Source organism: Janthinobacterium sp. J1-1 (genome assembly GCF_030944405.1).
Taxonomy (GTDB): Bacteria; Pseudomonadota; Gammaproteobacteria; order Burkholderiales; family Burkholderiaceae_D; genus Janthinobacterium.
The window spans coordinates 1,843,227-1,869,563 of sequence record NZ_CP132339.1; the positions used below are offsets into that span (position 1 = coordinate 1,843,227).

27 protein-coding genes are annotated in these 26,337 nt (G+C 64.3%); 17 read left to right on the forward strand and 10 right to left on the reverse strand.

Annotation, left to right across the window (positions count from 1 at the left end; genetic code table 11):
- Positions 1-20: 20 nt before the first annotated feature.
- The 6 genes from Q8L25_RS08320 to Q8L25_RS08345 all read right to left on the reverse strand — a co-directional run bounded on the left by Q8L25_RS08320 (position 21) and on the right by Q8L25_RS08345 (position 3,961).
- On the reverse strand, positions 21-404 hold the full coding sequence (locus Q8L25_RS08320) for a DoxX-like family protein (RefSeq protein ID WP_308924410.1): 384 nt from the start codon (positions 402-404) through the stop codon (positions 21-23).
- Entirely contained in the window at positions 401-871 is a 471-nt protein-coding gene (locus Q8L25_RS08325; RefSeq protein ID WP_308924411.1) for a DUF2269 domain-containing protein, read from the reverse strand. The genes Q8L25_RS08320 and Q8L25_RS08325 overlap by 4 nt, the downstream gene beginning before the upstream one ends.
- Complete coding sequence (locus Q8L25_RS08330) at positions 868-1,986, reverse strand: saccharopine dehydrogenase NADP-binding domain-containing protein (protein WP_308924412.1); 1,119 nt, start codon at positions 1,984-1,986, stop codon at positions 868-870. Before Q8L25_RS08330 ends, Q8L25_RS08325 begins: the two co-directional genes overlap by 4 nt.
- Before the next feature lie 46 nt (positions 1,987-2,032).
- Positions 2,033-2,455, reverse strand: a complete 423-nt coding sequence (locus Q8L25_RS08335) for a DUF1841 family protein (RefSeq protein ID WP_065309705.1) — start codon at positions 2,453-2,455, stop codon at positions 2,033-2,035.
- A gap of 73 nt (positions 2,456-2,528) precedes the next feature.
- Complete coding sequence (locus Q8L25_RS08340) at positions 2,529-2,996, reverse strand: DUF1203 domain-containing protein (protein WP_308924413.1); 468 nt, start codon at positions 2,994-2,996, stop codon at positions 2,529-2,531.
- 65 nt (positions 2,997-3,061) lie between these two features.
- On the reverse strand, positions 3,062-3,961 hold the full coding sequence (locus tag Q8L25_RS08345; RefSeq protein WP_308924414.1) for an AraC family transcriptional regulator: 900 nt from the start codon (positions 3,959-3,961) through the stop codon (positions 3,062-3,064).
- 148 nt (positions 3,962-4,109) lie between these two features.
- Between Q8L25_RS08345 and Q8L25_RS08350 the strand changes: the two genes are divergently transcribed.
- From Q8L25_RS08350 to mqo, 3 genes are all read left to right on the forward strand, one after another.
- Positions 4,110-4,862, forward strand: a complete 753-nt coding sequence (locus tag Q8L25_RS08350; protein ID WP_308924415.1) for an SDR family oxidoreductase — start codon at positions 4,110-4,112, stop codon at positions 4,860-4,862.
- 15 nt (positions 4,863-4,877) lie between these two features.
- A complete protein-coding gene (locus Q8L25_RS08355) occupies positions 4,878-5,279 on the forward strand; it encodes a VOC family protein (protein ID WP_308924416.1) in 402 nt (133 codons plus the stop codon).
- Between the two features lie 428 nt (positions 5,280-5,707).
- Positions 5,708-7,315, forward strand: a complete 1,608-nt coding sequence (mqo, locus tag Q8L25_RS08360; RefSeq protein ID WP_308924417.1) for a malate dehydrogenase (quinone) — start codon at positions 5,708-5,710, stop codon at positions 7,313-7,315.
- Positions 7,316-7,403: 88 nt separating this feature from the next.
- Here the strand turns inward: mqo and Q8L25_RS08365 are convergent, their stop codons facing one another.
- Complete coding sequence (locus Q8L25_RS08365; protein WP_308924418.1) at positions 7,404-8,036, reverse strand: RNA pyrophosphohydrolase; 633 nt, start codon at positions 8,034-8,036, stop codon at positions 7,404-7,406.
- 204 nt (positions 8,037-8,240) lie between these two features.
- Between Q8L25_RS08365 and Q8L25_RS08370 the strand changes: the two genes are divergently transcribed.
- Both Q8L25_RS08370 and Q8L25_RS08375 read left to right on the forward strand, forming a co-directional pair.
- The gene (locus Q8L25_RS08370; protein ID WP_308924419.1) at positions 8,241-9,977 is read left to right on the forward strand and encodes a proline--tRNA ligase; all 1,737 of its coding nucleotides are present in this window, start codon (positions 8,241-8,243) and stop codon (positions 9,975-9,977) included.
- 14 nt (positions 9,978-9,991) lie between these two features.
- Positions 9,992-10,591: a lytic transglycosylase domain-containing protein gene (locus Q8L25_RS08375; RefSeq protein ID WP_308925689.1), complete on the forward strand. Its 600-nt coding sequence runs from the start codon at positions 9,992-9,994 to the stop codon at positions 10,589-10,591.
- A 318-nt stretch (positions 10,592-10,909) separates the two neighbouring features.
- Here Q8L25_RS08375 and Q8L25_RS08380 read toward each other — a convergent pair whose 3' ends face one another.
- Together Q8L25_RS08380 and ffh are read right to left on the reverse strand one after the other, a co-directional pair.
- Positions 10,910-11,335, reverse strand: a complete 426-nt coding sequence (locus Q8L25_RS08380) for an SWIB/MDM2 domain-containing protein (protein ID WP_308924420.1) — start codon at positions 11,333-11,335, stop codon at positions 10,910-10,912.
- A gap of 321 nt (positions 11,336-11,656) precedes the next feature.
- On the reverse strand, positions 11,657-13,024 hold the full coding sequence (gene ffh / locus Q8L25_RS08385; protein ID WP_308924421.1) for a signal recognition particle protein: 1,368 nt from the start codon (positions 13,022-13,024) through the stop codon (positions 11,657-11,659).
- A gap of 189 nt (positions 13,025-13,213) precedes the next feature.
- Between ffh and Q8L25_RS08390 the strand changes: the two genes are divergently transcribed.
- From Q8L25_RS08390 to Q8L25_RS08420, 7 genes are all read left to right on the forward strand, one after another.
- On the forward strand, positions 13,214-13,723 hold the full coding sequence (locus Q8L25_RS08390; RefSeq protein ID WP_308925690.1) for a sigma-70 family RNA polymerase sigma factor: 510 nt from the start codon (positions 13,214-13,216) through the stop codon (positions 13,721-13,723).
- Between the two features lie 11 nt (positions 13,724-13,734).
- On the forward strand, positions 13,735-14,715 hold the full coding sequence (locus tag Q8L25_RS08395) for a FecR domain-containing protein (RefSeq protein ID WP_308924422.1): 981 nt from the start codon (positions 13,735-13,737) through the stop codon (positions 14,713-14,715).
- Between the two features lie 199 nt (positions 14,716-14,914).
- On the forward strand, positions 14,915-15,193 hold the full coding sequence (locus Q8L25_RS08400; protein WP_308924423.1) for a DUF3649 domain-containing protein: 279 nt from the start codon (positions 14,915-14,917) through the stop codon (positions 15,191-15,193).
- Positions 15,190-16,884: a PepSY-associated TM helix domain-containing protein gene (locus Q8L25_RS08405; RefSeq protein WP_308924424.1), complete on the forward strand. Its 1,695-nt coding sequence runs from the start codon at positions 15,190-15,192 to the stop codon at positions 16,882-16,884. The genes Q8L25_RS08400 and Q8L25_RS08405 overlap by 4 nt, the downstream gene beginning before the upstream one ends.
- Positions 16,881-17,222 carry a DUF3325 domain-containing protein gene (locus Q8L25_RS08410; RefSeq protein WP_308924425.1) on the forward strand — a complete coding sequence of 114 codons (342 nt, stop codon included), beginning with the start codon at positions 16,881-16,883 and terminating at the stop codon, positions 17,220-17,222. Before Q8L25_RS08405 ends, Q8L25_RS08410 begins: the two co-directional genes overlap by 4 nt.
- A gap of 20 nt (positions 17,223-17,242) precedes the next feature.
- On the forward strand, positions 17,243-18,448 hold the full coding sequence (locus Q8L25_RS08415; RefSeq protein ID WP_308924426.1) for an efflux RND transporter periplasmic adaptor subunit: 1,206 nt from the start codon (positions 17,243-17,245) through the stop codon (positions 18,446-18,448).
- Positions 18,445-20,412 carry a MacB family efflux pump subunit gene (locus Q8L25_RS08420; RefSeq protein ID WP_308924427.1) on the forward strand — a complete coding sequence of 656 codons (1,968 nt, stop codon included), beginning with the start codon at positions 18,445-18,447 and terminating at the stop codon, positions 20,410-20,412. Before Q8L25_RS08415 ends, Q8L25_RS08420 begins: the two co-directional genes overlap by 4 nt.
- A gap of 18 nt (positions 20,413-20,430) precedes the next feature.
- Here the strand turns inward: Q8L25_RS08420 and Q8L25_RS08425 are convergent, their stop codons facing one another.
- Positions 20,431-21,198, reverse strand: a complete 768-nt coding sequence (locus tag Q8L25_RS08425) for an AraC family transcriptional regulator (RefSeq protein ID WP_308924428.1) — start codon at positions 21,196-21,198, stop codon at positions 20,431-20,433.
- Positions 21,199-21,284: 86 nt separating this feature from the next.
- Here Q8L25_RS08425 and Q8L25_RS08430 point away from each other — a divergent pair, with 86 nt between their 5' ends.
- The 5 genes from Q8L25_RS08430 (at position 21,285) to Q8L25_RS08450 (ending at position 26,263) form a co-directional block, all read left to right on the forward strand.
- Positions 21,285-22,016, forward strand: coding sequence for an aspartate/glutamate racemase family protein (locus Q8L25_RS08430; RefSeq protein WP_308924429.1), 732 nt, complete (start codon positions 21,285-21,287; stop codon positions 22,014-22,016).
- 186 nt (positions 22,017-22,202) lie between these two features.
- Entirely contained in the window at positions 22,203-22,748 is a 546-nt protein-coding gene (locus tag Q8L25_RS08435) for a sigma-70 family RNA polymerase sigma factor (RefSeq protein WP_308924430.1), read from the forward strand.
- On the forward strand, positions 22,741-23,703 hold the full coding sequence (locus Q8L25_RS08440) for a FecR domain-containing protein (RefSeq protein WP_308924431.1): 963 nt from the start codon (positions 22,741-22,743) through the stop codon (positions 23,701-23,703). Before Q8L25_RS08435 ends, Q8L25_RS08440 begins: the two co-directional genes overlap by 8 nt.
- 74 nt (positions 23,704-23,777) lie before the next feature.
- Positions 23,778-23,984, forward strand: coding sequence for a hypothetical protein (locus Q8L25_RS08445; RefSeq protein WP_308924432.1), 207 nt, complete (start codon positions 23,778-23,780; stop codon positions 23,982-23,984).
- On the forward strand, positions 23,981-26,263 hold the full coding sequence (locus tag Q8L25_RS08450; RefSeq protein WP_308924433.1) for a TonB-dependent siderophore receptor: 2,283 nt from the start codon (positions 23,981-23,983) through the stop codon (positions 26,261-26,263). The genes Q8L25_RS08445 and Q8L25_RS08450 overlap by 4 nt, the downstream gene beginning before the upstream one ends.
- Positions 26,264-26,337 lie beyond the last annotated feature (74 nt).

The window sequence follows — 26,337 nt, forward strand, 5'->3', positions numbered from 1 at the left end:
ATCCATCTGCCGAAGCCACGCTAGCCGTGGCTTTTCTCCTGCAGGGCCAGGAAGACCAGGCCGGCGACCAGAGGAATGTTTTTCGTCAGCGGCCCGAAAGGGTGGATCAAAAATTCCGGCAGGAAGACGGCGATCACCAGCGTATAGCCCGCCACCTGCGCGCACTGCGTCCACCAGAGCCAGGCCCTGGCATGGACCAGCGAGGCGATGCCCATGGCCAGGTCGGCCAGGCAGGAGGCGGCAAACACCTGTTCCGTATGCAGCGTGATGCCGCTGCGGCGCAGCCAAGCGAGCGATTCGGCATGCGGATACAGATACCAGGACACAAACGCCGTCCATAGCCAGATAAAGGCCATGCCGAGGCGCATGGCCCAGTACAGCCGCTGCAGGTGCGCCGGCGTCATGGCGCGGGCTTGGCCACCATCAGCCAGTAGACCAGCATCAGCGCGGCAAATGCCGGCACGCCGAGCCAGAACCAGCAGCGCGCATAGGTCCAGTACAGGCGCGGCAGAGGCGTGCCCGCGTCGTCCGCCAGGCGGGCCAGGTCGCGCATGCGGATCTGCAGCCACACCACGGGCAGCCAGCAGGCGCCGGCCAGCGTATACAGCAGCATCGAGGCGAAGACCCAGCCGGACAGGATGGGATAGCCGGCCAGGTGCGCCAGCGCCAGTCCGGACAGCGGCTGGATGATGACGGCCGGCGTGGTGAACAGCCAGTCGGCCAGCACGGTCTTTTCGGCCGACAGGCGGATCGCCCGCACCTCGCCGCCCCGGTCGTTGATCCACTTGAAGAAAGCGATGCCGATGCCGGTGCCAAACAGGATCGTGGCGCTGAGGATGTGCAGCCATTTGACGAACAGGTACCAGCTCATGCCGGCACCTCGGTCACGTCGTAGCCTTGCAGCGCGGCCAGGTAATTTTCCACCGTGAGCAGGCCGACGCAGGGCATGGCACCGCGCGGCAGCGGCGCATCATCGCTGCCGGCGCCGGCCAGGCGGTTCGCCAGCGCGATCGCCGCGCCGCACGGGATATGCGGGCCGTGGTTTTGCGCCGCCAGCAATTGCCATGTCAGTATCAACGGCAGGCCATCGAGGCCCGTGCCTTGCAGCGTCACGAACATCGCGCCCTTGTCGCTGACCAGCGGCTCCACCCGGTGGCTGATGGCGTGCAGCGGCCTGACCAGCGGCAGCAGGCTGCGCAACAGGCCCAGGCGCACCAGTTGCGCGGCGGCCCAGACAAGCAGATGGCCGGGCGCACCGGCAAAACCGGCGTGAAACGTGACGGTGTCCAGGCCCGGATAGCGTTGCGGGAACAGCGCCAGGTCGGGCACGTCGCAGCTGCCCAGCAAGCGCCGTCCCACGGGCGCGGCAAAGCGGTGGCGGTGCAGGTCGAGCCAGCCGTGCGTGGTCTGCTGGCTGCCGCCAACCAGGCGCTGGAACGGTTTGCCGCAGTACGAGAAGATGCCGGTCATGGTGGCGATGCCCGGTGCGCGGGCGCCCGAGGCGATGCCGTGGCGGATCGATGTGAGCTGGCGAAAGCGTGGCAGGTAGCGGTCGACCACGGCCGAGGACAGGGCCGGCAGCGAGCTGGCGCCGCTGGTGACGAAGACGCCGCGCTGGCGCGCCAGGTCGTCGAGGCTGGCGATGCCGGCGACAAAATCGCGGCCGTCCGCCAGGTCGATATAGTTGGCGCCGGCCTCGATCGCGGCACGGGCGACGCGGTAATCCTGGCCCTGGAACGGGCCGGCGGTATGGATCAGCGTATCGACGCCCAGTGCGGCCAGGCGCCGCGCCAGATCAGGCACAGCGGCATCGAGCGCCAGCGCCTGCTGCTGCGGCAAGCCCAGTTGCGCCGTCAATGCCGTGGCACGGGCCACGTCGCGCCCGGCCACCAGCAGATGGATAGCCTGGTTGCCGGCCAGCGCCGCGCAAATGCGCGTGCCGAAAAAACCGTAACCGCCGAGTACCAGTATGGTGTGATGGGCCAAGATATCCTTCAGTGGATGAGTTTCTTGGCAACATGATACTACCTGGTCAGCGGCGCCGCACGCAGTCGATATACGCGTCCGTATCGGGCGGCAGGCCGGAACGCTGCGAGGCCCAGATCATCTGGCCCAGGCATTCCATCACTTCGTGCTGGGCCGCGTGGGCCGAATCGAGGCGCTGGGCCAGCTGCTGCACGGCCGTGCGGATGCCGCGCGGCTGGTCGACCTGCACCTGTTCCGTGATCGACAAATGCATGGACAGGTGCAGAAACGGATTGGCCTGGCCGCCTTCGACCGAATAGTCGCGCGCCAGCGCCGCTTCGACGTCACTCAATTCGTTTTCATATTCGGGATGCTCGAGGATCCAGTCGATCGCGATCGCTTCCATCGGCGACAGGATTTCACGGGCGCGGTGCTTGCGCAGGGTGTCGCAAAAGAAGCGGCGCACATCGTCGGAAGAGGGATTGAACATCGTTTTGGCTTGAGGCTGAAAAGGGCAGGCGATATTGTACCGCGTACCTGGAATGCCTACTTGCGCCCCTCCTTCATGCCCGGTCGATGCGGCCCGCGTAGCAACCGCGCCTGGCGTTATGCACGTGGAGATAGCGCACAGCCGGATCGTCAAACAGCCGTGCTATCACGGCTTCGATGGCCATTCCCTCCACCACATCGGCGTCGAGCATCATGCCCTGGTCATCATAGGCGCGCAGCGACAGCAGGCGGATGCGCAGCGAGTCCGGCACCTGGTCGATGGCATCGTAGGCCTGCGTCGCCCCTTCGCGGATAAAAATCGCGTGCGAGGCGCGGTAGGGCGTGTCGGCGCTCTGGCAGACGTGATTGAGCAGCAGTACCGTCTGCCCCGGCTCGGCATCCTCCATGGTGATACGGTCGGGAAAGCCAGGCTTTGCATCGACCAGATACCGTATGACACCCAGTTGTTTCAGTTCGGCCTCGGGCAGGCCATACAAGTGTTGAAATGGCAGCGGCGACAGGCCGGAGATGCGGAAATGCATGCTGGACTCCTGTGGGGAAAGCCGCATCAGACCACTTTCCCGGCATGCCGGCCATCCGCTTCTTGCTATGCAATCCGGAAGCCGGCCACGATGCGCGCCGCGTCGCGCGCCGGCGGCAGGCCAAACTCCCGCGCATATTCGCGGCTGAACTGGGTCGCGCTTTCATAGCCCACATCGAACGCGGCGGCCGTGACGCTCTTGCCGGCGGCCGTCAGCAGGGTGCGCGCGCGCAGCAGCCGGATGCGTTTCTGGTACTGCAAGGGGCTCATGGCGGTGACGGCCTTGAAGTGGCGGTGGAAGGCCGACACGCTCATCATGGCCTGTTCGGCCAGTGTTTCCACCGGCAGCGGCTGGTCGAAGTCGCGCCGGATCACGGTAATCGCGCGGCTCACGCGGGCCATCGCCGTGTCGGGCGTGGCGATCTCGCGCAGCATGGCGCCATGCGGCCCTTGCAGCACCCGGTACAGGATTTCGCGCTCATAGGCCGGTGCCAGCGCGGCGATATCCAAGGGCTTGTCCATCAGGCGCAGCATGCGCACCCAGGCGTCCATCAGTTCTTCGGTCACCGCCGCCACCGAAAATCCGGCCACCGCGCGTTCCGTCCGGGCAGGTTCAGGCAAGTTTTCGGCCAGATCAGCCAGCAGGCCGGCAATGATGGCGGGATCGAGCGTCAGCGCCACGGCCAGGTAGGGTTCACCCGTGGCGGCCGGCCAGATGGTGCCGATGGCCGGCAAATCGACCGACATCACGAAATAATTCGCGGGGCAGTAGTGCAGCACTCTTTCACCGACCGTCATCGACTTGCTGCCTTGCAGGATCAGGTTGACCATCGGTTGATACACGGCCGCCAGCTCATGTTCGGGGATGGCGCCCTGCACCATGGCCACGCGCGGGATGCCGGTTTCCGTCAGCCGGTTCTGCGCCCTGGCGGCCAGGGTCCTGAGTTCGTTCAATTGCGTATCCATGGCGCCATCTAATCGCAAACCGGACAAATGCACAAGCAGAGAAACCAGCGAAAAGCAGGATCGGGCAGGTTTGCGGCAGGAACCGGTACGCAAGGCGGGGCCGTGCCGCCTACGATGGTGGCTCTTGTCCACACATCAGGAGTTCAGCATGAGTATTATCGTTATCACCGGCGGCAGCCGCGGCATCGGCGCCAGCACCGCACTGCAGTGCGCCAGCAAGGGCATGGGCGTGGTCATCACCTATAACAACCATGCGGCCGGCGCCGACGCCGTGGTGCGGCAGATTGTCGCGGCGGGCGGCAAGGCCGTGGCGCTGGCGCTGGACGTCAGCGATATCGCGTCGTTCGCCGGCTTTCGCGACCAGCTGGCTACCGCACTGCACGCGACCTGGGGCCGCGGCAGCTTCGATGGTCTGGTCAACAATGCCGGTTATGGCAACTTCAACGCCATCGAAGCCGTCACCGAAGCCGAATTCGACGGCCTGCTGAACGTGCATTTGAAAGGACCGTTCTTCCTGACCCAGGCCTTGCTGCCGCTGCTGGCCGACGGCGGCCAGATCGTCAACATGACCAGCGCCACCACGCGCGTGGCCACGCCCGGCGCGGCGCCGTATGCGGCCTTCAAGGGTGGCCTGGAAGTGCTGACGCGGTATATGGCGAAGGAATTCGGTGCGCGCGGCATCCGCGCCAACGCCATTTCGCCGGGCGCGATCCGCACCGACATGACCAGTGGGGCGTTTGACCAGAGCCCGGAATTTGTCACCATGCTGGCCGGCCAGACGGCGCTGGGCCGGATCGGCGCGGCCGACGACGTGGGCAAGGTGATCGCCAGCCTGTTATTGGAGGACAATGGCTGGGTCAATGCCCAGACCATCGAAGTCGGTGGCGGTTACAACATCTAGAAAAGGAGCTGGCCCATGCTCGACCATGTCTTTATCAGCGTTGCGGATTTCGACCGCTCCATCGCGTTCTACAGTGCCGTGTTCGATCCGCTCGGCATCACCAGCCGGGTCGACTACGACGGCAAGGATGGCCCGCCCGGCCATCCCGACCTGAAAGGTTTCGGCGCCAACGGCCGCATCTTTTTCTGGCTGCGGCAGGGATTGGCCGATGCGCGCGCGGCCCATGTCGGCTTCGTGGCCAAAAGCTGCGCCGAGGTCGATGCGGCCTACGCGGCGGCGATGAAAGCGGGCGCCACCGACAATGGCGCACCGGGCGCGCGCCTGTATTACGACCCGCGCTACTATGCCGCCAGCTTCTTTGATCCCGATGGCTACAGCATTGAAATCGTCTATAAAAGCTGGCAGCATCCGCAATAGCCTGCGCATTTTCGCCCCTCCCCGGCAGCGGTTTACACGCTGCCGACCCCGCTTTGTTAACGTCCTGTTACTCCCAAATTAATACTTCAAAGTAAGTGTTATCCACGATCCTGGCGGCCCGGCAAGGGCAAATAACGGTGATAAAATCGCTGTTCTTGATATTTGCTATGGACATCGCCGTGTATTTGTTGTGATTTTGGCCCCGCGCGAGGGCCGAAACAGCAGCGGCGCCGTGTTTTCCTTGTCCGCACCATCGCCACCCGATCGCTGCCGCCACCTGCGGCGCGGCGGCAGCATGCTTGCTTCATCACCATCGATATCTGACTATCCGGCCGCTGTTGACGCTGGAGGGATAGCTGTTTTCCGATGGTCTTGCGCTTGCCGCCTGGTGGCCTGGAAGAGCCAACCCATTCATAACGGAGTAACCCATGCGTAAATCGCTATTAGTTTTGATGTCGTGCCTGATCCTGGCGGCATGTGACAAGACGCCGCCGGCGTCGACGGACAAGCCGCTCGACGTGCTGCTGGTGGGCGCCGGCACCATGAGCGCCACCCTGGGCAGCATGCTCAAGGAACTCGATCCGTCGCTGACGATGGAAATGGTCGAACGCATGGATTCCGTGTCGGCCGAAAGCTCGGACGCGATGAACAATGCGGGCACCGGCCACTCGGCATTCGCCGAACTGAACTACACCCCGGAAGCGGCTGACGGCAGCATCGAAACCAAGAAAGCCGTTGCCATCAACGAGCAGTTCGAAGTGTCGAAGCAGTTCTGGGCCTACCAGGTCGCCAGCAAGCACCTGGGCGCGCCGCAGACCTTCATCAACAATGTGCCGCACATGAGCTTTGTGTGGGGCGACGACAATATCGCGTTCCTGAAGAAGCGCTATGCCGCGCTGCAGAAGGAAAACCTGTTCAAGGGCATGCTGTTCTCGGAAGATTTCAACCAGATCGAACAGTGGGCGCCACTGGTCATGCAAGGCCGTGACAAGAACCAGAAAGTGGCGGCGACCCGCATGGACATCGGTACCGACGTCAATTTCGGCAACCTGACGCGTGGCCTGGTGAAATACCTGACCGACAGCCATGGCATGACCCTGCACCTGCGTCACCAGGTGGAAGACATCAAGCGCGGCGCCGATGGCGTGTGGAACGTCACCGTCAAGAACCTGGCCGATGGCACTGAAAAGAATGTGCGCGCCAAGTTCGTGTTTATCGGCGCCGGCGGCGGTTCGCTGCCATTGCTGGAAAAATCGGGTATTCCTGAAGCCAAGGGCTTCGGCGGCGTGCCGGTCGGCGGCCAATGGCTGGTGACCACCAATCCGGCCCTGGTCGAAGCCCATGCGGCCAAGGTCTACGGCAAAGCCTCGGTCGGTTCGCCGCCGATGTCGGTGCCGCACCTGGACACCCGCATTATCGATGGCAAGAAAGCGCTGCTGTTTGGCCCGTTCGCCACCTTCTCGACCAAGTTCCTGAAAAACGGTTCGTGGATCGACCTGCCGGCGTCTATCGGCACCGGCAACATCAAGCCGATGTTCCAGGCCGGCTACGACAATATCCCGCTGACCAAATACCTGGTGCAGCAAGTGATGAACTCGCCGGAAGACCGCCTGGCCACCTTGCGCGAATACCTGCCAAACGCCAAGATGGAAGACTGGACCCTGCAGAACGCCGGCCAGCGCGTGCAGATCGTCAAGGATGATCCTGTAAAAGGTGGCTTGCTGCAGTTCGGCACCGAAGTCGTCGGCGCCGCCGATGGCAGCATCGTGGCCCTGCTGGGTGCCTCGCCAGGCGCCTCGACCGCGCCGCCGATCATGATCAAGGTGCTGCAAACCGCCTTCAAGGACCGCCTGGCCACGCCGCAATGGCAAGCCAAGATGCTGGAAATGGTGCCGTCGTATGGCCAGAAATTGAATGGCGACCCGGCGCTGGCAAACAAGATCCGCCACTACAGCAGCGACATCCTGGGCCTGAAGGCGTTTACGCTGGACGTTCCCGCCGCAGCACCGGCACCAGCGGTCGCCGCAGCAAACTAAGTCAGAAACTGGCCGGCGCAGTTTGGCCGGCAATAAAAAAGGGGCAGCCTTCACAGGCTGCCCCTTTTTGCGTGGAGTGATGTCCGGGCTACGTTTTGCCCGGCAGTATCAATTCCGGCGTGTAGTTGTCACGATTACCATCCTCGCCGGCCTTGGCCGGTGCCCCGGCCTCTTGCGCACGGGGCGCATGGGGCTGGCGCAAATAGCGCGAGGTATGGCGGTGCGGCTGCTGCGTGTTGCCATGCACGGGCCAGGTCAGGAAACGGGACAGCTCCTGCAAGGCGCGCTGGTAGACATCACGCTTGAATTCAATCACGACATCGAGCGGAACCCAGTACTCATGCCAGCGCCAGGCGTCGAACTCGGGATGGTCGGTCAGGCGCAGATTGACGTCGTTATCGCGCGCGCACATTCTCAGCAGAAACCAAATCTGCTTCTGGCCACGGTAATGGCCACGAATCTCGCGCTTGATGAAGTGATCCGGCACTTCATAGCGCAGCCAGTCGCGGGTGCGGCCGACAATTTTGACGTGTTCCTGTCTGAGTCCGATTTCCTCTTCAAGTTCGCGAAACATGGCTTGTTCCGGTGTTTCGCCATATTTGATACCGCCTTGCGGAAACTGCCATGAGTGCTCGCGCACCCGCTTGCCCCACCACACCTCGTTCTGGGCGTTTAGCAGGATGATGCCGACGTTGGGCCGAAACCCTTCACGGTCGAGCATAAAACACCTCAAACTTTCTGCGACAGCGCGTCTTTTTTTACATAAATGCCCACAACTCCGCGTGCCAGTGGTCTTTTCGGGGTGCGAAAAGGGCTGGAATCGCACCAATTGAGCGCATTTGTATAAAGTATGGACGCATCAGCCAGCTAATCCTTTAAAATTAGGTTGATTATAACCCTCTCTTTTTAAAAAGAATTCACCGTTATGCGCGCCTCCCGTTTTTTTATCTCGACACTCAAAGATGCCCCTTCTGACGCGGAAATCGTCAGCCACCAATTGATGATGCGTGCAGGCATGATCAAACGCCTCGGTTCCGGCATCTATACCTACATGCCGATGGGCCTGCGCGTGATCCGCAAAGTGGAAGCCATCGTGCGCGAGGAGATGAACCAGGCCGCCGCCATCGAGCTGCTGATGCCGCTCGTGCAGCCGGCCGAACTGTGGCAGGAGACGGGCCGCTGGGACAAGATGGGCGCCGAACTGATGCGCGTGAAAGACCGCCATGGCCGCGAATACGCGATCCAGCCGACCTCGGAAGAAGTCATCACCGACGTGGTGCGCACGGAAATCAAGTCCTATCGCCAGCTGCCACTCAATTTTTATCATATCCAGACCAAGTTCCGCGACGAGCGCCGTCCGCGCTTCGGCCTGATGCGCGGCCGCGAATTCACCATGAAGGACGCCTACTCGTTCGACCGCGACCTGGCCGGCATGCAGGCCTCGTACAAGGTCATGTTCGACGCCTATACGCGCATCTTCACGCGCTTCGGCCTGAAGTTCCGCGCGGTGGCGGCCGACAACGGCGCCATCGGCGGCTCCGGTTCGCATGAATTCCACGTGATCGCCCATACCGGCGAAGACGCCCTGGTGTATTGCCCGACCTCCGATTATGCGGCCAATATGGAAGCGGCCGAAGCGCTGCCGTTGACGGGCGAGCGCCCGGCCGCCACCCAGGCACTGACGAAAACGGCGACCCCGGGCACCGTCAAGTGCGAAACCGTGGCCGCCTTGCTGGGCCTGGACCTGGCGCAAACCGTGAAAACCATCGCCCTGACGGCCGAAACGGAAAAAGACGGCAAGGTCACGAAACAGCATTTCGTGCTGCTGCTGCGCGGCGACCATGAGCTGAACGAGATCAAGGTTGGCAAGGTCGCCGGCCTGGCCGGGCACCGCTTCACGACGGAAGAAGAGCTGCTGGAAGTGTATGGCTCGATCCCTGGCTACCTGGGCCCGATCGGCACCAAACTGCCGGTGACCGTGGTGGCCGACCGCACCGTCGCCCAGATGAGCGATTTTGTCTGCGGCGCGAATGAAGCCGATTTCCACTACACGGGCGCCAACTGGGGCCGCGACCTGCCGGAACCCGCCATCGTGGCCGACCTGCGCAACGTGGTCGCCGGCGACGCCTCGCCGGACGGCAAGGGCGTGCTGGCGATCGAGCGCGGCATCGAAGTCGGTCACGTGTTCCAGCTGGGCACGGCCTACTCGGAAAGCATGAAAGCCACCTTCCTCGACGAAAACGGCAAGCCTGCGCCGCTGCAGATGGGCTGCTATGGCATCGGCATCACGCGTATCCTGGGCGCCGCCATCGAACAGAACTTCGATGACAAGGGCATTATCTGGCCGGCCTCGATCGCGCCATTCGAAGTGGTGCTGTGCCCGATGGGCATGGACCGCAGTGAACTGGTCAAGGAACAGACGGAGCAGCTCTACGCGGCCCTGCAAGGCGCTGGCGTCGACGTCATCCTCGATGACCGTGGACAGCGCCCTGGCGCCATGTTCGCCGACTGGGAGCTGATCGGCGTGCCGCACCGCATCGTGATCGGCGAGCGTGGCCTGAAAGAAGGCAAGCTGGAATACCAGGGCCGCCGCGATGCGGAAGCCACCGGCGTGGCACCAAGCGACATCGTCGCCTTTATCCAGGCCAAAATGGCGCAGTGATCCGCGTGCCTGTACTGAAAACGGCCGGCGCGCTCGCGCTGGCCGCCTGCCTGGCCTGCGCCCCGCTTGCGCAGGCCGGCAACCAGAAGGAAGAGGCGCTGGCCGACTCGGTCCGCCTGGCGCTGTCGCACGCGATCCGCGACGAGCGTCCGCCGCAACCCACGTTTTCCAATCCCGAACAGTTACAGCGCTACCGGCAATGGCTGGCGCAGATGTCGCAGCGCCTGCAGCGCAAACTGCCGGACGCCCAGCTGCGCACGGAATTTTTGGAAACCGTCTGGTACGAGTCGCGCCGCGCGGGCCTGGAGCCGGCGCTGGTGCTGGGCCTGATCCAGGTGGAGTCAGCCTACCGCAAGTACGCGGTGTCCCTGGCCGGCGCGCGCGGCTACATGCAGGTCATGCCCTTCTGGACCGGCGTGATCGGCGACCATGACCGCAGCAAGCTGTTTCACATGCAGACCAATCTGCGCTACGGCTGCGCGATTTTGCGCATGTACCTGGACATGGAAAAGGGCGATTTGTATCTGGCGCTGGGGCGGTATAACGGCAGCCGCGGGCGGCCCGAGTATCCGAATGCGGTGCGGGCGGCGTGGGTGCAGTGGGAGCTCAGATAGGCTGTCTGACGTATTGGAAGACGCAAAGCTTAAAAATGGCGGGCCGGAGACGCGAGCCCGAGAAAATGCCGATGGCGGCGTTGCAGCTCCTCGCCGTACATGCGTACTGTCTTCGTCGCTGCGCCTTGCCCTCGACATTTTTCAGGCCCGCTTGGCCCGATGCACCTGTGCGGGCGCCTGGGCTGTTGACCTTTTGCTGGTGTGCTTGTGAAGCAGGGGCGCTAACTTGACGGCATCAGGGTCTGACCCCAAAAAAATACCCCGCTCGCAGTAAAGCGGCGGGGCACTCGCTCGGCGAAAGCGCCGGCGGGTAGCTGATTATTTCAAATGATCGGAGATGAGCTTCGTCATTTCAAACATGGAGACTTGGGCCTTGCCGCCAAAAACGGCTTTCAGTTTGTCGTCGGCATTGATCATGCGGCGGTTGGCCGGATCTTGCAGGTCGAGTTTTTTGATGTAATCCCAGACCTTCTTGGTCACTTCAGTGCGCGGCAAAGGTGCTGCGCCAACGACGGCTGCCAGTTCGGTGGACGGCGTCATTTCTTTCATGAAGGCTGCGTTTGGCTTGCGTGGTGTTGCCGGTGCTGCCGCTTTCTTCGCCGCTGCCGGTTTCGCAGCCGGCTTGGCTGCGGGTTTTGCCGCTGGTGCGGCTTTGGCTGCGGGTGCTGCTTTCTTGGCGGCTGCAGGTTTGGCTGCTGCTGCCTTGGCTGGCGCTGCTACTGGGGTTTTTTTGGCTGTTGCCATCTTCGAGCCTCCTTAACAAACACATGGGAAATTGCGCAATTAATCGCACGGCTAATATTGGTGGGGATTTACACAGTATGCAAGCGATTTTCACGTTTTCACGAGGAAAAAGCAGCGAAATCCTCCCTCTGTCGCCCGGGCGCAGCGTGGAAGGGCGTGGAAGGGTGTTTTTGCCTGAAAACGGCATGGTTGCTGGCTATGCGGGGAGGGCACAATGCCGGGCTGAGGAAAATGCTGCCCGGCATTATTTAACATACTGTTTTGCTGCTTTTGGCGGTCGCAAAACACCTTCCGGACCGTCGGTCCGGAAGGCTCGATACCTTACTTCAGGCCGGGCATCATGCCTTTCATACTGCGCATCATCTTCATCATGCCGCCGCCCGACAGTTTTTTCATCATCGTCTGCATCTGCTCGAACTGGTTCAGCATGCGATTGACTTCCTGCACCTGCACGCCGGCGCCGGCCGCGATGCGGCGCTTGCGGGTGGCCTTGATCAGTTCAGGCTTGGCGCGCTCCTGCGGCGTCATCGAGTCGATGATGCCGCACATGCGGCGCACCTGCTTGTCCGCCTGGTCCATGTTCTTGCCGCCGGCGGCCTGCTGGAACTGGGCTGGCAGCTTGTCCATCAGGTTGGCCATGCCGCCCATTTTCTTCATTTGACCCAGTTGCGCCTTGAAGTCGTTCATGTCGAACTTGCCGCCGACCTTCATCTTCTGCGCCAGGTCGGCCGCCGCCTTGCTGTCGACGCCCTTGCGCGCTTCTTCGACCAGCGCCAGGATGTCGCCCATGCCCAGGATGCGGTTGGCCATGCGGGTCGGGTCGAACGCTTCCAGGCCGTCCAGTTTTTCCGAGACGCCGGCAAACTTGATCGGCTTGCCCGTGATATGGCGCACCGACAGGGCCGCACCGCCGCGCGCATCGCCATCGAGCTTGGTCAGCACGATACCGGTCAGCGGCAGCGCGTCGTTGAAGGCCTTGGCCGTGTTGATGGCGTCCTGGCCCAGCATGGCGTCAACCACGAACAGGGTTTCGATCGGTTTCACGGCCGCATGGACAGCGGCGATTTCGCGCATCATCTCTTCGTCGATACCGAGACGGCCGGCCGTATCGATGATCAGCACATCGTGATAGTGCTTTTTCGCCCAGTCCAGCGCGGCCAGGGCGATATCGACCGGCTTGTCGGTGGCGGTGGACGGGAAGAAGTCGGCGCCGACCTGGCTGGTCACCGATTGCAGCTGGGCGATCGCGGCAGGCCGGTACACGTCGGCCGAGACGGTCAGCACTTTCTTCTTCTTTTCTTCCTTCAGGTATTTCGCCAGCTTGCCGACGGTGGTGGTTTTACCCACACCCTGCAGACCGGCCATCAGGATGATGGCGGGCGGCTGCTGCGCAAAGCTGATCTGCGACGCTTCGGGGCCGAGGTCGGCGCCCATGATGGCGGCCAGCTCGCGCTGCACCACGCCGACCAGGGCCTGGCCCGGCGACAGCGAGGAAATGACTTCCTCGCCCATGGATTTTTCCTTGACGCGGGCGATGAATTCGCGCACGGCGGGCAGCGCGACGTCGGCCTCGAGCAGCGCCAGGCGCACTTCGCGCAGCATTTCGGCGGTATTGGCTTCGGTCAGGCGCGCCTCGCCGCGCATGGTCTTGACGACTTTGGCAAGCCGTTGGGTAAGATTATCTAGCATGATCAACCTGCAGTGGAAAGCTTGGGAGTGGGCGGCGCGTGGCCGGACGATGGCCGCCATTTTACTCTATCGCGCCGTTGGGACGGTCGCGCATCGGCAGCGATAGCTTGGCATTTATGGCAATGCCATGATTGCATGCAGGGCTATTTCAAGGTTAAAATGAGAATAATTCTTATTTACATGGATAGTATGGCGGCCGCCGATTTTGCCCAGCAACAGGAACTGCACGCGCTCTACAGCAGCCATCACGGCTGGCTGCAGGGCTGGCTGCGCCATAAGCTGGGCAATGCGGGCGAGGCGGCCGACCTGGCGCAGGATACCTTTGTCAGCGTATTGACCAGCGGCGCGGCGCCGCAGATCCGCGAGGCGCGGCCGTTCCTGGCCACCATCGCGCGCCGCCTGGTGGCGCACCGCTACCGGCGCCAGGTGCTGGAAGACGCCTACCTGGCGGCGCTGGCCTGTTTGCCGCCGGCCGTGGCGCCCGCGCCCGAAGAGCGGCTGCTGGCGCTGGAAGCCCTGCAGGAAATCGATGCGGCCCTCGACGGCTTGCCGCTGCCGGTGCGCACTGCGTTCCTGCTGGCCCAGCTCGAAGGCCTGAGCTACGCCGAGATCGCCGAACGCCTCAATGTATCGGCCAGCTCGGTGAAACAGTATCTGACGCGCGCCAACCGGCACGTGTTTTTTGCGCTGCCGTCGTGAGCGGGGCAAAGGTGCCAGCTATCAGCGAAGCCGTGGCGCAGCAGGCGGCCGACTGGCTGACCGTGCTGATGTCGGACGAGGCGGGCGAGAAGGAACGCCGCGACTGGATGCGCTGGCGCGAGATGGATCCTGAGCATGCCCGGGCCTGGGCCCATATCGAAGCGTTTTCGCAGCGCTTTGGCAGCGTGCACAAGGGCGCCGCCGTGCAGGCGCTGGCTGGCGCGGCCAGGCGCCCGGCCAGCGGCAAGCGCCGCCAGTTGCTGGCCTGGCTGGGCGTGGCCGGCGGCGCCGGCCTGCTGGCCGCGCAGGGCGGCGCCCGCGATGGCGCGCGCACCCTGCTTGCCGACTATCGCACGACCACCGGCGAGCGGCGCGACATTGCGCTGGCCGACGGTGGCATGGTCAGCCTGAATACGGCGTCGGCCGTCAACCTGCGCTTCGATGGCCGGCAGCGACGGATCGAACTGCTGGCCGGCGAAATCATGATCGTCAGCGGCCATGGCGCCGGCAGCGATCGGGTTGGCAACGATGCGCCGCTGGTGGTGGCCACCCGCGAAGGCCTGGTGCGCGCGCTCGGTACCCGCTTTTCCGTGCGCCAGCTCGATGGCGAGAGCCGCGTGGCCGTGTTTGAAAGCGCGGTCGAGATCCGGCCGCTCGATGGCGCTGGCGCCCCCTTGCTGCTGCCCGCCGGGCGCAGCGCGACGTTTACGCGCCAGCACGCCGCTGCGCCGCAAGCCGTCGAGGCCTATGCGGACGCCTGGTCGCGCGGGCAGATGATCGTCGACGACGTGACCCTGGGCGAATTCCTGGCCGACCTGTCGCGCTACCGCCCCGGCCTGATCCACTGCGCGCCGGAAGTGGTCCGGCTGCGCCTGTCGGGCGTGTTTCCGCTGTTCGATACGGAGCGCATCCTCAACATGCTGCCCAATTCGCTGCCGGTGCAGGTGCGCAGCCGCACGCGCTACTGGGTTTCGGTCGAGCCGGCGCCATAGCGGCGTCCCCCTCAAAAAAATATTTTGCGGCAGGACTGCCCGTTTCGGATTCTCGCGGCACCTGTCTTTGAGGGATGCAGTTTTCATCAAAATTACAGGCTTGCCGACAGGACGATCCGGGACGGCCGCCGCCATTATCCATTTGACGGAGAGACGCAGTGATGCAACAGAAACAAACAATCCATGGAGTACCACAGCCATGAAGCCGGTCCACATGCTGTTGTTGTCGCGCGTGCTGGCCGCCATCTTCGGCGGCTATGCCTTGACTTCCGGCGTGGCGGTGCTGCTGTCGGCCATGCTGCCCTTGTCGCGCGTGGAAGCCGTGCAGACGGCCACCCTGAGCGCCTTTGCCGTGTATACCTGCGCCGTGATCTGGGTGTTTTCGGTGCAGGACCTGCGGCGCGCCTGGCTCGGCATGCTGCTGCCGGCGATACTGTGCGCCGGCATCGGCATGCTGCTGTCGCGGGGTGCCGCATGAGTACCAGGCTGGAAAAAGCCGTCAAGTCGCCGCAGTCGGGCGGCTTGCGCCAGGCCATGGCCTGGCTGCATACCTGGAGCGGCCTGTGGATTTCGTGGCTGCTGTTCGCCATCTTCCTGACCGGCACCCTGTCGGTGTTCGAGGAACCGATCGGCCACTGGATGCAGCCAGAGCACGCTTTGGAAGAAGCGGCGCACGCCAGCGAGCCGCCGCCGGCCAAGGTGACCGACCGCGCGCAGCGCCTGGCGCTGGCGCTCGACTTCATGGCCAAGAGCCATCCGAAGGCCGACATGTGGGAAATCTGGCCGGTGCAGCGCCCCGGGCAGGGCCTGTCGGCCTACTGGTTCCAGCCGCAGGGCGGCTATGGTTCGGCCGATCTCGATCCGTTGACGGGCAAGGAGATCCAGCATGGTCACGCGGGCGTGCAGCGCGCCACTCAGGGCGGCCACCATTTCGTCGATTTTCACTACGAGCTGCACGCTGGCCGCATCGGCGTGTGGATCGTCGGCATCACCACCATGATCATGCTGGTGGCGCTGGTCAGCGGCGTGATCACGCACAAGCGCATTTTCAAGGACTTCTTTACCTTCCGCCCGGCCAAGGGCCAGCGTTCCTGGCTCGACGCGCACAATGCGGTGGCGGTGCTGACCCTGCCGTTCCAGTTCATGATCGCCTATACGGGCCTGGTGTTTTATGCCGACGACTATGTGCCGGCGCCGGTGGTGGCGCAGTACGGCGCGGATCATGCCAAGAAATCGTTCCTGGCCGACTGGAACGATGTCGGCAAACCGGCGCGCACCGGCCAGCCGCTGGCCATACCAGACCTGGAGCAGTTCGCGCTGCGCGCCGAGCAGGCCATCGGCCAGGAAATCCGCGCCGTGGTGCTGGACAATCCGAACGACGCCTCCATGCGCGTGTGCATGTATGGCTGGAACGAGGACAGCGAACTGCTCGAGCGCATCAGCGCCAATACGGGCCGCGCCTGTTATGCGCTGGCGACCGGCCTGGAAACCGCCGTGCGCCAGCCTGGTGGTTCGGACACGGGTGGTGCGGCGCTGACGCGCAATGTCATGTCCAACCTGCATATGGTGGGTTTTGGCGGCATCCCGATGCGCTGGCTGTATTTCCTGTGCGGCCTGGCCGGCACCGCCATGATGGGCACCGGCGCGGTCCTGTTCCTGGTCAAGCGGCGCCAGAAGTCGCTCGGCGAATTCGGCGCCGCCACGCCGCGCGTGTACCGCCTGGTGGCCTGCCTGAATATCGCCGCGATCGCCGGCCTGGCGATCGCCTGCATCGGCTTCCTGTGGGCGAATCGCCTGATCCCGGTCGGGCTGGAACAGCGCGCCGGCTGGGAAGTAAAAGCCTTTTTCGGCGTCTGGCTATTGACCCTGCTGCACGCCTGCCTGCGCCAGGAAAAACGCGCCTGGATCGAACAACTAGGCGTGCTGGCCGCTTTATGCCTGCTGCTGCCGGTACTCAATGTGCTGAGCACGGGCGACAATCTGGCGGCGCAGCTCGCGCGCGGCGACCTGGAAAGCGCCGGCGTGGAACTGTGCGCCATCGCCTTTGGCCTGCTTGCGGCCTGGGGCGCCTGGAAAGTCGCCACGCGCAAGGAAAAACCCGCTGCCACCGCCAGGAAAAACCTGCCGGCCAGTGCCAACACATCAACCACCATGGAGAACAACGCATGATCAATACCATCCTGTGCGCACTGGGCCTGTCGTATGCGGGCATGGCCAGCCTGTCGCTGGCGATGGACCGCCACCACGGCCAGGTGTTCGGCCGCGACGCGGCGCCTTCGGTGCGGCGCGCGCTGCAACTGGCCGGCAGCCTGCTGCTGGCGCTGGCCATCTGGCCTTGCGTGGCCGGCTGGAGCGCGTCGGTCGGCGTGGTCGCCTGGCTGGGCTTTTTATCGGCCGGCGCGCTGGGCGTGGCCCTGCTGCTGCCCTATGCCCCCACAGTGCTGTTTCGTAGTTCCCTGCTGGCAGCCGTCGCCGCGCTGGCAGGTCTGGTAACCCTGCTGCAGTAATCTTCTTCAAGGACAGACCGATGCACGTTTCACCCAAGGCGACACCGTTTCATACTTCCCGCCGCGCGGCCATTCTTGGCGCCGTGGCCCTGCTGGCGCTGCTTGGCGCCGGCGCCCTGTGGGCCACGCGTGGCCCGGCCACCATCTTCGAGACCACCCCCGTCAAGCGCGGCAGCATCGAGGCCAGCGTGACGGCCATCGGCACCCTGCAGCCGCAGACCTATGTCGACGTGGGCGCCCAGGTATCGGGCCAGATCACGCGCCTGCACGTGCAACCGGGCACGGTGGTGGAAAAAGGCCAGCTGCTGGCCGAGATCGACCCCAGCGTGCAGCAGGCCACCGTGGACGCGGGCCGCGCCGCGCTGGCCGGCCTGCGCGCGCAACTGGCGGATCAACAGGCGCAGCACCGCCTGGCCGGCCGGCAGCATGTGCGCCAGACGCAGATGGCCAAGTTCGATTCCACCCCGCTGGCCGAGCTGGAGCTGGCCGAAGCCACCTTGGCCTCGGCCGCCGCCAAGATCGACCACCTGAAGGCGCAGATAGACCAGACCCAGGCCAGCCTGAAGGCCGATGAGGCGCGCCTGGGCTATACCCGCATCTACGCGCCGATGGCCGGTAGCGTGGTGGGCCTGGACGCGAAAGAAGGGCAGACCCTGAACGCGACCTACCAGACGCCGAATATCCTGCGCATCGCGGACCTCTCCGCCATGACCGTATGGACCGAAGTGTCGGAGGCCGACGTGCGCCGCGTGCGCGCCGAGATGCCGGTGTATTTCACCACGCTCGGCGGCGACCAGCGGCGCTGGAGCGGCAAGGTGCGGCAGGTGCTGCCGGCGCCGCCGGTGCCGGGCGGCACCAGCGCCGGCACGGCCCTGGCGCCGTCGACCAGCAAGGTGATCCTGTATACCGTGCTGTTCGACGTCGACAACGCCGACGGCGAACTGATGCCGCAGATGACGGCGCAGGTGGTGTTCGTCACGGCGGCGGCCAATAATGTGCTGGCCGTGCCGCTGCCGGCCCTGAAACCGTCCAGCGCCGAAGGAGCGAAGAGCGGGGAGTTTACGGCGCGCGTGATGGGGGCGGACGGCAAGGTCGGCGAGCGCGAAGTGACGGTGGGCGTGCGCAACCGCCTCAGCGCCGAAGTGCTGAAAGGCCTGAAGGAAGGCGAACTGCTGGTGACGGGCGAGCAGCCGGCCGGCAATGGCCCGAGCAGGTTCCAGTTATGAGCGGGGTTGACAACACTGCGCCTTTGATCGAGCTGCACGGCATCCGCAAGCGCTATGGCGGCCATGACGGCGCGCCGGCCGTCGAGGTGCTGCGCGGCGTCACCTTGTCCATCGGCGCCGGCGAATTCGTCGCCATCGTCGGCGCGTCCGGCTCCGGCAAGTCGACCCTGATGCACTTGCTCGGTTGTCTGGACCGCCCCAGCGACGGCACGTACCACTTTGCCGGCCAGGACGTGGCCAGTTTGAATCCCGACGAACTGGCCTGGCTGCGGCGCGAAGCGTTCGGCTTCGTGTTCCAGGGTTATCACCTGATCGCCACCGAATCGGCGCGCGAAAACGTCGAAGTGCCGGCCCTGTATGCGGGCATGCCGGCCGCCGCCCGCCACGCACGTTCCGCCGCGCTGCTGCAACGCCTGGGACTGGGCGAGCGGTTTGACCATCGCCCGAATCAATTGTCCGGCGGGCAGCAGCAGCGCGTGTCGATCGCGCGCGCGCTGATGAACGGCGGGCGCATTATCCTGGCCGATGAACCGACCGGCGCCCTGGATACCACCAGCGGCGCCGAAGTGATGGCTCTGCTGGGCGAGCTGGCCGACGCCGGCCACACCATCATCCTGATTACCCATGACCGCAAGGTGGCGGCCCAGGCGCGCCGCGTGATCGAGATCCGCGACGGCGAGCTTATCGAAGACTCGGGCGCGGTGGCCATTCCCGCCACGGCCGCCGCGCTGCCGCCGCTCGACATGTCGCGCGCCGCGCATGACACGGGGGCTTCGTTGGGCACCGAACTGCTGGACGCCGCGCGCGCCGCCTGGCGCGTCCTGTGGATCAACCGCTTCCGCACCGGGCTGACCCTGCTCGGCATCGTGATCGGTGTCGCCTCCGTGATCGTCATGCTGGCCATAGGCCTTGGCACGCGCCAGCAGGTGATGGCGCAGCTGGGCGCGTTCGGCTCCAACCTGCTGTACATGGCCTCGCGCGGCGAAAGCTCGCGCATCCCGGGGCGCAGCATCACCCTGGGCGACCTGGAAGCGTTGAAAGACGTGCCGGGCATTTCGCACGTGCTGCCGAATGTCACCGGCAACAAGGTGATTCGCCATGGCAATATCGACGTGCAGACCTATGTGCGCGGCACCGGGCCGGCGCTGCCGCAGATCCAGACCTGGCCGGTGGCCAGGGGCGGCTTCTTTACCGAGCAGGACGAGCGCGAGATGGCGACAGTCGCCGTGCTGGGCGCGCGCCTGGCTGAAAAGCTGATGCCGGACGTGCCCAATCCGGTCGGGCAGACCATCCTGATCGGCAACGTGCCGTTCCAGGTGATCGGCGTGATGAGTTCCAAGGGCGCGCTGACGGGCGAAAAAGACGAGGACGACGTGCTGCTGCTGCCGTTTTCCACGGCCGGCATCCGCGTCTTCGGCCAGCGCGAGCCGACGTATACCGTGCTGGCGGCGGCGGACGTGAAACGCGTGACGGAAGTCGAGGCGGCGGTCGACGCCGTGCTGTTCGAACGCCACCGCATCCGCGACTACGGCATCAGCAACGCGGCCGCCTCGATCGCGGCGGAAGCGAAAACGCAGGACAACATGACCATGATGCTCAGCCTGATCGCGGCCGTCTCGCTGGTGGTGGGCGGCATCGGCGTGATGAACGTGATGCTGATGACGGTGCGCGAGCGCACGCGCGAAATCGGCATCCGCATGGCCACCGGCGCGCGCCGGCGCGACATCCTGCGCCAGTTCCTGACCGAGGCGGTGCTGGTGTCGGTGGTGGGCGGCGTGGCCGGCATCGTGGTCGGCATCGCCTTCGCGGGGCTGCTGCTGGTGTGGGAAGTGCCGGTGATCTTTTCCCTCAGCGCCATCGGCGGCGCCTTTGCCTGCGCGGTGGTGACGGGTCTGGTGTTCGGCTTTATGCCGGCGCGCAAGGCGTCGGGGCTCGATCCGGTGGTGGCGCTGGCGGGGCAGTAACGGCGCCGTCGCGATGCTCTACAGCATTGCGCGGTAGCGCCCCGGCGTCTGCCCCAGCACCTTGCGGAAAGCGACACCCATGTGCGACTGATGGGTAAATCCGCAATCGGCGGCGATGATGGCCAGCGGCGCCTTGTCACGCCGCATGCTGGCGCGCGCTGCCTGCACGCGCGTCTCGACGATGTAGGCGTGCGGGGTCATCCCTGTCATCCTGGTAAATTCTCTTAAAAAAGCCAGCGGTGTCCGGTCCACGGACGCCGCCAGTTGCACGATGGTCAGTGCTTGATCGAACTCGCTTGCGATCCGGTCCAGCACGCGCCCGTATTTTGCGCGCAGTTGCTGATCAAGCGTGGTCGTTTTTTTGCGCTCCACATTGACGAGTGCCAGCATTGCCTGTTCCACCGCAAGCTCATCACGTTCCGAAGCGAGCAGCAATCGCCGCAGATGACGGGCACGGCGCAGCGCCGCGGCATGGCCTGTCCATTGGTGGCGCCGATTTGCGGCCTTATCGAACTCATGGACATCCAATTCGGCAGTGGATGCCCAGCGCACGATCAGGTACTCGCCACCCGTTTCCGATTCCGAAAAAACATCGACGCCTGGCGGTGTATGGGCCAATGTGCCTGGCCAGGTATCAAAATCGGCCCTGCGGTCAGTGCCGATGGCATGCACGCCTTGTTGTCGTTGCAGTGCGATTCCCAGCGAGTATTCACCAAGAGCGTTGCGGACGCTGTAGGCCTTTCCCGGCAACAGCTCCACCTGCATGTCAGAAGATTGAAATTTCATGATAGACCCGGTTTGCCGTGATTCGGTATTGTCTGTGCCAGTTGTTCACACATCAAGATGGCGTTCCCCTTCCACTCAGGCATACCATGAATACATTAACACATCAGCAAGACCAGGTTTTACGGATCATTGGACTGATAGGCGGCATGAGCTGGGAATCGAGCGCCGCCTATTACAAGCTGATCAATCAGGAAGTGCGCAAGCGGCTGGGACCACTACGCTCTGCCAGAGTGCTGATGCACAGCATGGACTTTGGTCCGGTCCAGCAGGCGCAGCAAGACGGACGCTGGGACGATGCGGCAGCTGCATTGGAAGACGCCGCGCGCAGCCTGCATCGGGGCGGGGCTGACTGCATCGTGCTGTGTACCAATACCATGCACAAGGTCGCAGATCGCATTGCTGCCGCAGTACCGATCCCCTTCCTGCATATTGCGGATCCGGTTGGCGAGGCTGCAAGGCAAAGCAATGCATCGGTGCTTGGCCTGCTCGGTACGCGCTACACGATGGAGCAAGCCTTTCTCCGCGAGCGCCTGGAACGTCAATATGGCGTAAAGGTGCTCGTGCCGGACGAGACAGAGCGTGCCGAGGTACACCAGATTATCTATGAAGAATTGTGCGCCGGGGTCATTCGGGACAGCTCACGCAAGACCTGTCAAAGCATCATCCATTCCCTGGCGCGCCGGGGTGCGGATGCCGTGATTCTGGGATGCACGGAGATCACGCTGTTGATCGGCCAGGATGACAGCCAACTTCCGCTGCTGGACACGACAGCGCTGCATGCCCGGGCAGCGGTCAATTTCGCCCTCGGCGAGTTTTAGTTCTGCGTGGGGCCATGGGGCCAGGTCCGCCAGCCCGGTGCTGGCATGGTGATTTTTTTAAACATTTTTGTGATATCGATTTTGTTGTAAAAACGCGTGCGTTCAACCTGTCATCGCCGCCAGCCATTGCGCTAGCATTCTGCTTCCAGCTACAATGAGAATAATTCCTATTTGCATTGGTGCCCCATGCCGGCTGCCGGCTCTCCCCTATCGTACGAGTACGACGAGCACGACCACTCCTCCTCCCTGCAAACCGCCCGCGCGCTGTACCAGCAGCACCATGGCTGGCTGCAGGGCTGGTTGCGCTGCAAGCTGGGGAATGTGGCGGATGCGGCCGACCTGGCGCAGGACACTTTCACCCGCATCCTGGCCGGGCGCGATCTCGGCGCCATCGCCCAGCCGCGCGCCTATCTGACGACGGTGGCGCGCGGCATATTGATCAACTGGTACCAGCGCCAGGCGCTGGAACGGGCCTACTTGGACGCCATCGCGCTGCTGCCCGAAGCGACGGCGCCGTCGTGCGAAGAGCAGCATCTGATCCTGGAAACGCTGCATCAGGTCGACGCCATGCTCGACGCCTTGCCGTCCCTGGTGCGGCGCGCCTTTCTGCTGTCGCAGCTCGATGGCCTGACCTATGACGCCATCGCCCTGCGCTTGAACGTGTCGCTGGCCACCGTCAAGCGCTATATGAAACAGGCTTTCCTGGCGTGTCTGCAGCTGGCCGATGACTAGCGTGGGAGCCACTGCAGCTATCGATCCGCAGGTGCTGGAACAGGCGGCCGACTGGCTGATGCAGCTGCATGCGGGCGACGCCAGCGTCCAGCAGCGGCGCGATTGCGAGCGCTGGCGCCTGAGCAGTCCTGAGCATGCGCGCGCCTGGAGCCGGGCGGAAAAGCTGCTGGGCAAACTGGGTGGCTTGCCGCCGGAACTGGCGATGCCGGCGCTGGACCGGGCCCGTTCGCCGGCGCGCCGCGCGGCCATGCTGAAACTGGCGGCGTTGCTGGCCACCGTGCCCGGCGCCTGGCTGCTGCCTGATCATTCAAACTGGCGCGGTGATTACCATACCGCCACCGGCGAGCGGCGCGAGATCGTGCTGGCCGATGGCAGCCATGTCAGTCTCAATACCGGCACCACGCTGGACGTGCGCTTCGATGCCGGCGAGCGATTGCTGCTGCTGCGCGGTGGTGAAATCGCCGTGCGCACGGCGCCCGATGCGCAAGGCCGTCCCTTTGTCGTGCAGACCGCGCAAGGCCGGCTGGAAGCGCTGGGCACGGTGTTTTCCGTGCGCCAGGACGAGGGGCGCACGCAGCTGGCGGTGCGGGAAAGCCGCGTGCGCGTCACGCCACTGGCCGGTGACGCCGCGCGCATCGTCGACGCGGGCCAGCAGGTGGTCTTCACGCAGAGCGCCATCGGCCAGCCGCAGATGCTGGACGCGGCTGCGCTGGCCTGGCGGCGCGGCATGCTGCTGGCCGATGATGTGCGCCTGGCCGACTTCGCGCAGGAGCTGGCGCGTTACCGCCCGGGCGTGATCCATTGCGAGCCGCAGGTGGCCAATGTGCGCATCTCGGGCGCGTTTCCGATTGCGGACACCGATGCGGCGCTGGTGATGCTGGTGTCGACGTATCCCGTGCTGGCGCGCACGCGTCTGGGCGGCTATTGGGTGACCCTGGCGCCGCCTGAAAAATAATTCTAAAACGCTGACACTTTTTTCGCGCCTGGCTGGCAAGGGGAATGACACCCTCGCCCATAAAGGAATACGCCATGCCCGCAACACCACGTCACTCCCTGGTTTGTCTCGCCGTCCACCTTGCGCTGTTGAGCCTGGCGCCATCGTCCAGCGCCGCCTCGCTTGACGCACCCGCCGCGCACAGCGTGCAATTGCCGGCCGGCCCGCTGGGCCGCAACCTGTCCGCCTTGGCCGTCGAGGCATCGCGCTGTCGTTCGATCCCGCCCTCACGGCCGGCTTGAGCAGCCCTGCGCTGAACGGCAGCTACACGGCGCGCGCAGCCTTGACTTTGCTGCTGGCCGGCAGCGGCCTGGAAATCGTTGGCCGCAGCGATGGCAGTTATACCTTGCAAAAGACGGCGCCCACGGCGGCCACTACCACTACCGCAGCGGCCAGCGAGGAACAGATGCTGGCCGTGATCCGCGTGCGCGCGCGCCGCGCCGTCGATGGCAGTACGGAAGGTACGGGCTCGTACACCAGCCGCGTCACCAGCATCGCCTCGAAGACCGACCAGTCGTTTCGCGAGATTCCGCAGTCCGTCTCGGTGGTGACGCACCAGCTGCTCGACGACCAGAATGTCGGCGACATCCGCGAAGCGATGGCGCTGATGCCGGGCGTGGTGGTGGCCAATAACGCGGGCGACTTTTATTCGCGCGGCTTCCTGATCACCGGCATGCAGGTCGATGGCGGCGCGCCGCTGGCGCTGGGCGCCTATACCTACAGCCCGCAGCAGGACATGGCCTTTTATGACCGCGTCGAGATGATGCGCGGCGCATCGGGCCTGCTGGGCGGGATGGGCGACCCGGGCGGCATCATCAATATCGTGCGCAAGAAGCCGCTGGCCCAGCGCCAGGTATCGGCCCTGCTGTCGTCCGGTTCGTGGAACACGGTGCGCACGGAACTCGACGCCAGCGCGCCCTTGACGGACGATGGCCGCATCCGCGGCCGCGCCGTGCTCAGTTACCAGAAGGGCGATTCCTTCCTCGACCATTACAGCATCGAAAAGCCGGCCATCTACGGCGTGCTGGAGGCGGACCTGGGCAAGGATAGCCTGCTGACCGTGGGCGCCATCTACGGCAAGTCGCACCAGAATGGCGACGTGGCGGGCATCCAGCGCTATGCGGACGGGCGCAGCCTGGGCTTGCGGCGCGGCGCCAACAATACGCCGGACTGGGCCTACACCGACGATGAAAACAAGGAGGTGTTTGCGCAGTTCGAACATCAGTTCGCCAACCGCTGGAAGGCCAAGCTCAATGTCACGCATGTGGAAAACGCACTGGCGCGCAACTGGGCCTTCCTGGGCGGCGCCGTCGACCCCGCGACGGGCGCCAATCCGTTCTGGCGCGGCGGCCATATCGATGCGGGCAACAAGCAGGACCTGGTCGACCTGAACCTGAGCGGCCCGTTCAAGCTGCTGGGCCGCAGCCATGAACTGCTGCTGGGCGTGGACTGGCAGCGCGTGCGCAGCCACTGGCAAAGCGGCGCGTTTGCCGGCAATGGCACCGTCTCGACCAGCGTGTTCGATCCGCAGCCGTGGAATCCCGCGTTGAACGCCAATCCCGACACCTTGTATGAACCGTGGGGCCAGGTGCAGAAGGGCGCGTATGGCGTGCTGCGCCTGCATCCGACCGACCGTCTGCACGTGATCGCCGGCGCGCGCGCCAGCCGCTATGATTTCGACCAGACGGTCTGGGATATCGATCCGGCCGGCCAGCGCAGCGTGTATTCGCGCACCGCGTTCGGCGAGCCGACGAAGGTGACGCCGTATGGCGGCATCATTTATGACATCGACGCGCGCTGGTCGGCCTATGCCAGCTACTCTGCCATCTACAAGCCGCAGGCGCTGAGCATGATGGGGCCGCCGCCGGGCACTTCGCTCGCGCCCGTGAAAGGCGCCAGCTACGAGGGCGGCGTGAAGGGCGAGTTGCTCGATGGACGCCTGAACGCCACCCTCAGCGTCTTCAATGTGGAACGCACGGGCACGGCCGTGCTGGACACCCGCTATCCGGAAAGCACCAGCTTGTGGAATACCAATTGCTGCTACCTGCCGCAAGGCAAAGTGACCAGCCGCGGCATGGACCTGGAAGTGGGCGGCGAAGTGCTGCCGGGCTGGCAACTGAGCGCCGGCTACACCTACAACCACACGAAGGATGACAGCACGCGCGACACCTACAGCAGCATCACGCCGAAACACCTGCTGAAGGTGGCCACCTCATACGTGCTGCCTGGCGCCCTGGCGCAATGGAAGGTCGGCGGCGTGGCCAGCGTGCAGAGCCGGCAGTATGTGAGCGGCTCGGTGCTCGATGCGGCCGGCCAGTACCAGTCGTTCGACTTTACCCAGGGCGGCCATCTGTTGCTCAACGCCATGGCCGAATACCGCATCGATCCGCGCTGGACGCTGACCCTGAACGTCAACAACGTGCTCGACAAGACCTATTACAAAACCTTGGGCAGCACCTTCCTGGGCAATTACTATGGCACGCCGCGCAATGCCAGCCTGGCCTTGCGCACAAAGTTTTGACCTTGCCATAAAAAACTGTTGCTCCTGCTCTAACACACGGTACTATCTCTGCATAATAAAAAAGCAGTGTTTCC